The following is a 9,868-nucleotide window of genomic DNA, read 5'->3' on the forward strand; positions in this document are numbered from 1 at the left end:
GAATCCGACCGTCCGGTAATCAGCATCCACCCCTAGTCTTCCCAGCTGCAGGAAAGCGCTTGCCTGCATCGATCGTCCTTGATTGAATGCCGCCTATGCAGATCAGTCGCAGAGCATTGCTCGGCACGGCCGCCGGCGCGGCGGTCCTCGCCGTTCCGTCCCCCGCGCACGCCGCCCGCCGCCGCCCGACCGTGTTCGTGGCCGGTGACTCGACGGCCGCCACCTACGCGGTGGCCGACCATCCCCGGGCCGGCTGGGGTCAGGCCCTGCACGTCTTCCTCGACCGCCGGGTGCGCGTGGTCAACGAGGCCCTCTCCGGCGCCAGCTCCAAGAGCTTCGCCGACCTGGGCCGTCTCGACCGCATCCTGGCCGCGATCCGGCCCGGCGACGTGCTGCTCGTGTCGTTCGGGCACAACGACGAGAAGACCACCGACCCGGCCCGCGGCACGCTGCCGTGGACGACGTTCCAGGACTACCTGCGGCTCTACCTCGACGGCGCCCGCGCCGCCCGCGCCACCCCGGTGCTGGTCACCCCGGTCGAGCGCCGCCGGTTCACCGCCGACGGCGTGCCCTACCTGTCGCACGGCGAATATCCGGCGTCGATGCGCGCGCTCGCCGCCGAGACCCGGACGCCGCTGATCGACCTGGAGGCGCTGTCGTTCGACCTGTGGGGCAGGCTCGGCCCGGAGGCGACGAAGGACCACTTCCTGTGGCTGGACGCGGGCGAGTCGCCGAACTATCCCGACGGGGTTCAGGACAACACGCACTTCCAGGCGCACGGCGCCATCGAGGTGGCCCGGCTCGTCGTTGCGGCCGGCCACTGCCTGCCCGGCCGCGACCATCGGGCGCTGCGCCGCACCGACCTGCCCGACACCCTGCTGACCTGGCCGGAGACCCGCCCCGCGGAGAGCTGACCGGTAGTGTCGGGCCATGACACAGCCAGCGGCCCATACTCTGGAAGTCCCCGGCGCGATCATCACCTACGACGTGCGCGAGCCCGCGGAGAAATCGTCCGAGACCCCGCTCATGCTGATCGGCTCGCCGATGGACGCGAGCGGCTTCGTGACCCTGGCCGGGCACTTCACCGACCGGCTCGTGATCACCTACGACCCGCGCGGCACCGGCCGCAGCAAGCGCACCGACCCGGCACCGGAGACCACGCCCGAGCAGCACGCTGACGACGTCCGCCGGGTCATCGAGACGGTCGGTGGCCCGGTCGACCTGTTCGCCAGCAGCGGCGGGGCGGTCAACTCCCTGGCTCTCGTGGCGGCGAACCCTGATCTGGTACGCCTTCTCGTCGCCCACGAGCCACCCCTGGCGAGCCTGGTGCCGGACGCCGAGGACGCGGTGGCCGCCGTGCGGGGCATCCGCGCGCTCTACGAACGTTCCGGCCTGGGTCCGGCGATGGTGAAGTTCATCCAGATCGTGTCGCTGAAGGGACCGGTGCCGCCCGGTTTCGCCGACGAGCCCGGCCCCGACCCGGCCAGCTTCGGCCTGCCCGCTGAGGACGACGGCTCACGCGACGACGTGCTGCTCGGCCAGAACCTGGTCACCTGCTGCCTGTACCAGCCCGACCTCGCCGCGCTGCGCGCCGCCTCGACCCGCATCGTCCTGGCCGTCGGCGCCGAGTCGGCGGGCGAGCTGGCCCATCGCGGCGGTCTCGCGGTCGCCGAGCGGCTCGGCCGGGAACCGGCCGTGTTCCCGAGCAACCACGCCGGTTTCCTCGGCGGCGAGTACGGCCAGCACGGCGACCCGGGCCCGTTCGCCGAGACGCTGCGCCGGACCCTCGCCACCTGACCGCCCTCGGGATCAGGCGATCCGCCGTACGCCGTCATGCCTCTCGTCTTGAAATGATCTTCAAGGCCGAGCCGGCATGAATCGATCGTGGCCGGGTACCCCCGGGATCCACGGCCTCCGAATCACGGAGGCGCTCGGTGCGGCAGGGGAATCGACATGGCACTCAGCAACGACGACATCAACAGCGACCCGGCCAACGCCGGGGGCGAGGGCCCAGCCGACGGCGGAGCCGACGTGACCAGCCAGGACGGCGGCGCCGACGGCGGCGCGTCCGCTGAGGGTCCGGCCGACGGCGGAGCAGACACCGCCACGGTCGACGGCGGCGCCGACGGCAGCGCGTCCGACGAGGGCCCGGCCGACGGCGGGGCCGACGTGACCAGTCACGACGGCGGTGCCGACGGCAGCGCTTCCTGAGGACCGAACCCGTGACCACGACCCGAATCCGGCCGGCCTCCGCCCTGTCCCGGGCAGTCGCGACCACCCCGGACGAGTTCGCCGGCACATATTGGGGTCGGGAACCGTTGCTGTCCCGGGCCGCCGACCTCGGCGGCCCGGGCGGTTTCACCGACCTGCTCTCCTCGGCCGCCGTCGACGAACTGCTCAGCCGGCGTGGACTGCGGACCCCGTTCCTCCGGGTGGCCCAGCAGGGCGCGGTGCTCCCCGGCAGCCGCTTCACCGGCGGCGGAGGCGTCGGCGCAGAGATCTCCGACCAGGTGCTCGACGAACAGGTCATGCGGTTGTACGCCGAAGGCGCCACCCTGGTCCTGCAGGGCCTGCACCGGCTCTGGCCACCACTGATCGACTTCGTCGGCCGGCTCGGCGCGGAACTCAACCGCCCGCTGCAGATGAACGCCTACCTGACCCCTCCGTCGAGTCAGGGCTTCAGCACCCACTACGACACCCATGACGTCTTCGTCCTACAGGTCGAAGGCACCAAACGCTGGTGCATACATCCGCCCGTCCTCGCCGACCCGCTGGAGAAGCAGGCGTGGGGCGGCCGCGCCGACGAGGTGGCCGCGACAGCGCAGGGCGAGCCCGCGCTCGACGTGGTCCTGCAACCCGGTGACGCGCTCTACCTGCCTCGCGGCTGGCTGCACTCCGCCCGCGCGCAGGGCGGCCGGTCGCTGCACCTGACCGTCGGCATCCGGGGTCTCACCCGGTACGCCCTGGTCGAGGAACTCCTCACGCTGGCGATGGCCGATCCACTGCTGCGGGCCACCCTGCCGTACGGCTTCGACCCCACCGATCCCGACGAAGTCGGTGCGGAGCTCGAGCAGACGGTGGCGACACTGCGTTCCTGGCTGAGCACCGTACAACCGGCTCAGATCGCCGACCGGCTGCGCAACCGATCCTGGCCGGCCGCTCGCCCCGCGCCGATCAGCCCGCTCGCACAGCTCGACTTCGCCGACGCGCTCACCGCGGCCGACGTGGTCACCGTCCGGCCCGGCCTGCGGTGGCTGCTCGGCGAAAACGACGCCGACCAGGTGGCTCTGCGCCTCACCGGCCGGACCATGAGCTTTCCCGCCTACTGCGGGCCCGCGCTGCGGCTCGCCCTCGACGGGGCGCCGCACCGCGTCGGTGACCTGCCGCTCGCCGACGACGCGGACCGGCTGGTGCTGGCCCGGCGGTTGCTCACCGAAGGCGTGCTGATTGCCGCCCCCACCGATGCGGCCGTCGTCGGGTAGATTTTCCCTTCCCGTGGATTCGGAGGCATCGTGAAGCTCCTGCTCACCTCCGGCGGCGTCACGAACGGGAGCATCCGCACGGCGCTCGTGCAGCTGCTCGGCAAGCCGATCGACGAGTGCCACGCCCTCTGCATCCCGACAGGTCAGTGGGGTCACCCGATGTGCGGTCCGGCGTCGGTACGGGACTTCATCGCCGCCGAGCCCAAGCCCGACTGGCAGTACATGACCGGCCTGGGCTGGGCGTCGGTCGGTGTCCTCGAGCTCACCGCGCTGCCCACCATCGGCGCGGACCGCTGGGTCCCCTGGGTCCGGGAGGCCGACGTGCTCCTGGCCGACGGAGGCGACGCGGCTTACCTGTGCCACTGGATGCGCGAGTCGGGGCTGGCCGAGCTGCTGCCGTCACTGCCCGACAAGGTCTGGGTGGGCGTGAGCGCCGGAAGCATGGTGCTGACGCCCCGGATCGGTGACTACTTCGTCGAGTGGCCGTCCGCACCGGACGACCGCACCCTGGGCGTCGTCGACTTCTCGATCTTCCCGCACCTGGACCTCTTCCCACGAACACCATGGCCGACGCGGAGCGATGGGCCGCCGACATCGGCGTCCCGGCCTACGCCATCGACGAACAGACAGCCATCAAGGTCGTCGACGGTTCGGTCGAGGTGATCTCCGAAGGGCGATGGACGAAGTTCGGGTGATCGCCGCCGGCCGACCCGATTAGTTTCGGCCGGGTGCCGGGTCTGTTCTGGTGAGCGTCGCTGGACGTCGTACGACGCTGCCCGGAAACAGACGCCCTTGGAGGAGATCGTGACAACCACGCCGAACGAGCTGCCCGGCCGCCCACCCGTCGTCGATCCGGCCACCTGGCAGGCCGCACGGGACGAGCTGCTGGTCCGCGAGAAGGCGCACACCCGCGCCGGCGATGCGCTCGCAGCGGCTCGCCGCCGGTTGCCGATGGTCGAGTTCGACCCGAAGGTCGAGGTCGTCGGCCCCGGCGGTCCGGTCCCGTTCCTGGAGCTGTTCCAGGGGCGCGACGAACTCATCGTCTACAAGCACATGTGGTACGACGGCGCACCGCACCAGGGCCAGTGCGAGGGTTGCACCAACGCGGCCTGGCACCTGAAGGACGCGGTCTACCTCAACGCCCGCGGCGTCTCGTTCGCGATCCTGACCACCGGCCGCTGGCCCGAGGTGGCCGCCTTCGTCGAGTTCATGGGCTACACCCAGCCGTGGTACTCGGTGCGCGACGTGACCGGGCCGGCCGGCGGCGACATGGGCTACCTGACCTGCTTCCTGCGCGACGGAGACAGGGCCTTTCTCACCTACGAGACGACCGGCCGGGGCACCGAGCGGTTCAACGCCACCTTCAACATGCTCGACATGACGCCGTACGGCCGCGCGGAGGCGTGGGAGGACAACCCGGCGGGCTGGCCGGAGGGACACCACCCGTGCTGGTACTGGCGCGCCGACGCCGACGGCAACGCCGACGGGGGCCCGACCAGCCGCCCAGTACCGCAGTGGGGCCGCCCCGGCGTCACCCCGGAGCAGACCCTCGGCCGTAACGGTCACCACCACTGACGGTCCACCGGCGCCGGACGACACGACGTCGTCCGGCGCCTCATACCGCGGTCGTGCTGTGGTGCAGGACCGTCCACTGAAAGCCGGTTCAACCGGTCCCGGGGAACCTTCAGGGGCGGTCGTGCAGGAACCATTCGTCGCTGCGGGTGAGTGCGATGGCGAGTTGCCACTGTTCACACTCCAGATTGCCGCCGAGTGCCAGCAACTGCCCGGCGAGCTCCCAGGCCTCCTGGCCGGGCTGCGGTCGGCGTTCCGTGACGAACTGCAGCACAGTCCCCCAGCTGGCGACCAGAGCCGCGCCCCATCGCTGATGCCATCGGAGCATGGCGGCGGCCCACGCCGGAGGGCCGCCCGGGCGGGTCGCCCCGTGGTAGCTCAGCCATGCGGGCGCCAGCCACGGCGATGCCGTGGGCAGAAGGACCAGCTGTACCTCCGGCCAGGTCTGCCACCTGCTGGTGCCGACGAGGTACTCGGATCCGGAGAAGGCGCGATCTGCCAGCGGTGGATCAGCCAGCAAGGTGTCATAGGTCCACCGCTGCACGTCTTTCTCCGTGACCGGCCCGGCAAGCTGTTCGAGCGCTCGAGGTACCTCGGCGGACCCCAGGAACGCCTCGACGTAGTACTCGATCTCCGACGGGTCCTGCGGTTCATCCCCGCGGTGTCGCCGGTACACCGACCAAGGGTCCAGCGTCTGGGCGGCCAGCTCCAGCTCTGCGAGCTCCTCGGGCTCCGGCTCGTGGTGGAGCCCTCCCGGCACCGTGAAGACCGGCCATCGGCCGGTGACCGGCATGACCGAGTAGGCGGCCCGCCAGGCCTGGAGCAGTTGAGCCGGGTCGACGTCGTCCACCAGCAGCGTGCCGCCGAGCCCTTCCCGCACGGGGTGGCCCTGCAGGACAGTCCCACGCAGCGCAGCCGCGACATCTCCTACATCACTCACGGAAAACGCCATGCCGAGAACGGTAGTGCCTGGCCAATCGATAGCGGCGGCCTGCGCATCTGTATCGAATGCTGTCCGGCCGTTACAGCCGGGACCTCTGTTCGGTGGTCTGCCAGCCCCGCGGCTCTGGGGTATGGCGCCTCTCACGTCGTCTGAAGCAGCCATACCCCAGAGCCGGAGTCCCAGAAGCGCCCGCAATGATCATCAAGCTGCGGGAGGCGCACCTTAGCGCCGTCGCCACAACGAGAACGACCCGATCTCGTGACCTACCGCCATTGCTGTAGCCCGAGACTCACAGGTGCAGACGCATTGCCATGCCGAGACGAGTGCGCTCTCGCCACTACCAAATTTCTAGGCCGGCGGGTTGGCTCGGCTGCCTGTTCGGTCTCGGCGCGAGTGTCTACTTTGCATGGTACAGCCTCACCCCGCAGCGTCGTATGAGCTGAAAGATATCTACCAATATCTATGTACCGCTCGTAGCGTGACGCTAACTTGGTCGGCCTCCGGCAGGCGGAAACACCGACCGGTGCTACTGCTGGGGAGGAACAGCCATGGCACATGCTTTGCGCTCGCTTCGAACGGCGATTGCCGTGGTCGGAGTCTGCACGCTTGGGCTGGGACTGCTGTCGGCGGCGCCCGCTCAGGCCGATGTGCATTCAGCCCGACCGCTCGCGCCGCACTCGGTCCGCGCGCCCGAACGGGACCAGTTCTCGGTGGAGGGTGTCACCACGGTCGGCGAACTTCGCACCCTCGATGCCTTGATGTCCGACCACGGCAGCAACCGCACACAGATCATTCGGCATCCCGGTGCGACCTACATCAAGGTCCACGTCAGTTCGCTACGGCTGGCCCCCGGCGACTTCGTCACCGTGTCGAGCCCTGACGGCCGCGAGAGCTACCGGTATCACCGTGACCTTGACCGGGCCACCAGCTCTGACTTCACCACCGACGGGCAGCCGGGCTTCTGGGCGATGTCGGTGGAGGGTGACACCGCGGTGGTGACCCTGCACAGTAGCCGCCCTCGCAACGCGAGTGTCGTGACCATTGACCGTTTCTGGCGGGGCTACGACCAGGCGGAGATCAGCCAACACAACGTCTCGCTCATGTCCGTTTGCAGCACCGATGCTCGCCGCGACGTAGTCTGCTACCAGAACAGTCACCCAGCCGAGTACGCCCGCGGCGGGGCCGTTGCGCGACTGCTGATCAGCGGTGGTGGACGGTGCACCACGTGGCGAGTCGGCAACACCAACCGGATGCTGACGAACAAGCATTGCTTCTCGACGCAGGCTGCGGTCAGCGGCAGCGAGATGCAGTTCGACTATCAGTGCGCCACCTGTGGAGGCGCGAATCCCGGGGCGGGCACCAAGGTCAGCGGCGCCACCCTCTATCGGGTGAGCAGCGGTAGCTCCAATCAGCTGGACTACACCTTGTACTCGGTGAACAACTTCGCCACCATCCAGAGGTTCGGCACGCTGTACCTGGCGACGGCCGCTACCAGCACTGGCACGCGCATCTACATTCCCGGACACGGCGACGGCACCGCGAAGCGAGTGGCGATCTACGAGAACGCCCAGAACGGCCCGACCTGCGCCGTGCGGAATGCGAACTACAACACGTGGAACATCAGCTACAGCTGCGACACGTCAGGTGGCAATTCGGGCTCGCCGGTGCTGGACAGCAGCCACCGCGTGGTCGCGCTGCATCATCTTGGCGGCTGCCCGTCCAACCAGGGCGCAAAGGCACATCTCATCTACAACGAGATCGCCAGTCTGATCGACAACAACGGGTGACGGCTCGCAGGCTCTCGCCGAGCGGGTGCTACGGGTCCGTACCCGTAGCACCCGCTACGACTCTGAGCACCCCTCGCGTCCCGCACCTCCACCGGGCGGAAGCCGCCGCGTGCCGCAAGTTCAGGGTGGGTACCGGGCCGGCCGCGGCGTGGTAGCCCGGCCCGGGTTCTCCGCACTCGTTCCCACGCTAGGCAATCCCCGAACATCCGTGACGGCGCCGACGACGACGTCGGGGCCTTTCTACCGGTCCTGATCACCCGGCAGGCGGGCGGACCACGAGTCCTCGGCCTGACGGTTCACCACCCACTCATGGCTCGGCCGGCCTCACGAGACCTACTTCCGTGGGTGTTCGGGCCAGTGGTCAGCGACGGCCCCGCGGGGCGTAGACGATGTTGTCGGCGGTGCTGATCTGGCCCTCGCCACTGGTTCGGGTCTGGGTTTGTGTCGCCGAGTTTCGGCGCCACTTGTGGGGATCACGTCCGGCCGCTGCTCACATACGGCGGCGGCTAGACGGCTGGCGTCAGATGGCCAGTGTCCATCCAAGGCTGTTGCACTCCGGGCAGTAGAGGCACAACTTGAATCCCCTTCCGTCCTGCCACGGCAGGATCTTCCCTTGAGAGACGGTTATCCGGCCACGTCCGCTGCACAGGTTGCAGGTAGCCGCAGCCGGTGGCCTTGGCGGCTGCAAGTGGGCGAGTTCTGGATACTTCTCAGCGGCTCGGACGAGCGCGAAGTCACGCTCAGCTGGATCGGCCAGCCGAGTCGGCCTGTCCTCTTCGTGATCTATGACGACCTCGCCGGCCGGGGTTAGGTACATAACTGGTCCCCAGAGGTTGAAGATCGGCAGGCGTTCCGAGTCCGCGCAGCTGCTGCGCCAGTCAGATGCCTGGGCTGCCTCCTCGATCAATCGTAGGATCAGTCCAGCATTCGTCATGTGCACCTCCTTGGCGCAGAATATGAAGCAGCCGCCAGCGCAGTCCACCGAAGAGGAACATGTAGCCGTTCGGCATGTCGAAAACGCCAGCGATCGTGGCGCTTGATCCGAGTTGCAGGTCCAGCGCTGCTCGCCGTTTGGGGGCTCTGGTTGGCGGGAAGAGGCAGGCCATGCGCTGGCTATTGATTTTCGTCATCGTGGCATTGGTCGTCCTCGCGCCGATCATCTCCTACAGAGCCTTCAAACTGGGTCGATCACTGCGCCGCGACACCGACCGGCGCGGCTGATCGCTTGTCCGGCCCCCGCCTGGTGCCGCCGGTCGAGCGGCTTCAGAGAGGGAGCCGATAGAACCTGACGCACTCACCAGTGGCCGCGATTCGCGCTGCGCATCGACCTTCTCCAGGCTCCGATCTACGCTGCCACCATGATCGAACGTGTGACCCATCGGTGGCGGCGCGAGTTGGCCGAGCAGGAGGCCGCGGTCACCGCCGGGACGCTGTCAGCGGACGACGCGTATGCCTTGACTTCCTTCCCACCGGCATTCGTCGCGGCGGTTGATTCGGCCTTGCAGGCGTACGAGGACGAGATCGCAAGCTTGGATCGTCCGACGGACGATGCGGTATGGCCCACGGTCGAACGCGTCGTTGTTGCGCTCAACGGCGTTGACGCGGCCTTCGGGCAGCACATCGAGACGATGACCCGGGAGGACTTGAGCGAGTACATCGAGCAGGTGCTTGCCGGTGCCGGCATCGACGTCGAAGCGCTGCTTGAGAGACGTGGAGTCGAGGAGGCCGCGGGCGAGTGGCGCGACTGGTGATTCGGTGTCACCGAGGTTTCGCACTGAATAGCAGGGCGCGCACCGCGGGTAGCTCGGGTGTTCCGGGCCATATGCCCGGCCGACTTGGCCAAGCTCATTTCACAGGCTCTCGAATTGAGAGAAACGGTCGACTGCCTCGACGCGACTGGACCCACCAGCAATGCACACGGCTGTGGCGGCGACGTCAGGTGCCGCGCCCTCGCTGAAGAGGCTAGCTGGTCCGTCATAGCCGAACAGGCTCGACAAATCGGATTCCTCAAAACGCCGCGGCGGACCGCCTGCGGACACTTCCACCGGATCACCGAGCTGGCGGACACGATCATCCGGCACTCC

At 68.7% G+C, this 9,868-nt stretch carries 8 protein-coding genes and 1 pseudogene; 8 read left to right on the forward strand and 1 reads right to left on the reverse strand.

Going from position 1 to position 9,868, the window contains the following annotated elements:
• The first annotated feature begins 95 nt into the window (after window positions 1-95).
• The 6 genes and pseudogenes from CLV67_RS32240 (at window position 96) to CLV67_RS32265 (ending at window position 5,057) form a co-directional block, all read left to right on the forward strand.
• A complete protein-coding gene (locus tag CLV67_RS32240; RefSeq protein WP_106325149.1) occupies window positions 96-914 on the forward strand; it encodes a rhamnogalacturonan acetylesterase in 819 nt (272 codons plus the stop codon).
• A 16-nt stretch (window positions 915-930) separates the two neighbouring features.
• Window positions 931-1,797, forward strand: a complete 867-nt coding sequence (locus CLV67_RS32245; protein ID WP_106325151.1) for an alpha/beta fold hydrolase — start codon at window positions 931-933, stop codon at window positions 1,795-1,797.
• 156 nt (window positions 1,798-1,953) lie between these two features.
• A complete protein-coding gene (locus tag CLV67_RS32250) occupies window positions 1,954-2,211 on the forward strand; it encodes a BatC protein (protein ID WP_106325153.1) in 258 nt (85 codons plus the stop codon).
• A gap of 11 nt (window positions 2,212-2,222) precedes the next feature.
• Window positions 2,223-3,482, forward strand: a complete 1,260-nt coding sequence (locus CLV67_RS32255; protein ID WP_239166865.1) for a cupin domain-containing protein — start codon at window positions 2,223-2,225, stop codon at window positions 3,480-3,482.
• 30 nt (window positions 3,483-3,512) lie between these two features.
• Window positions 3,513-4,177 (forward strand): annotated as a pseudogene (locus CLV67_RS32260) (Type 1 glutamine amidotransferase-like domain-containing protein).
• Between the two features lie 109 nt (window positions 4,178-4,286).
• Window positions 4,287-5,057, forward strand: coding sequence for a DUF899 family protein (locus CLV67_RS32265; RefSeq protein WP_106325258.1), 771 nt, complete (start codon window positions 4,287-4,289; stop codon window positions 5,055-5,057).
• Between the two features lie 109 nt (window positions 5,058-5,166).
• Here CLV67_RS32265 and CLV67_RS32270 read toward each other — a convergent pair whose 3' ends face one another.
• A complete protein-coding gene (locus CLV67_RS32270) occupies window positions 5,167-6,006 on the reverse strand; it encodes a DUF4253 domain-containing protein (protein ID WP_146169368.1) in 840 nt (279 codons plus the stop codon).
• Window positions 6,007-6,545: 539 nt separating this feature from the next.
• Here CLV67_RS32270 and CLV67_RS32275 point away from each other — a divergent pair.
• Together CLV67_RS32275 and CLV67_RS32280 are read left to right on the forward strand one after the other, a co-directional pair.
• Window positions 6,546-7,784, forward strand: coding sequence for a trypsin-like serine peptidase (locus CLV67_RS32275; protein ID WP_106325159.1), 1,239 nt, complete (start codon window positions 6,546-6,548; stop codon window positions 7,782-7,784).
• 1,358 nt (window positions 7,785-9,142) lie between these two features.
• On the forward strand, window positions 9,143-9,535 hold the full coding sequence (locus tag CLV67_RS32280; protein WP_106325161.1) for a hypothetical protein: 393 nt from the start codon (window positions 9,143-9,145) through the stop codon (window positions 9,533-9,535).
• Window positions 9,536-9,868 lie beyond the last annotated feature (333 nt).

The sequence above is a fragment of the Actinoplanes italicus genome (genome assembly GCF_003001815.1).
Lineage (GTDB): Bacteria > Actinomycetota > Actinomycetes > Mycobacteriales > Micromonosporaceae > Actinoplanes > Actinoplanes italicus.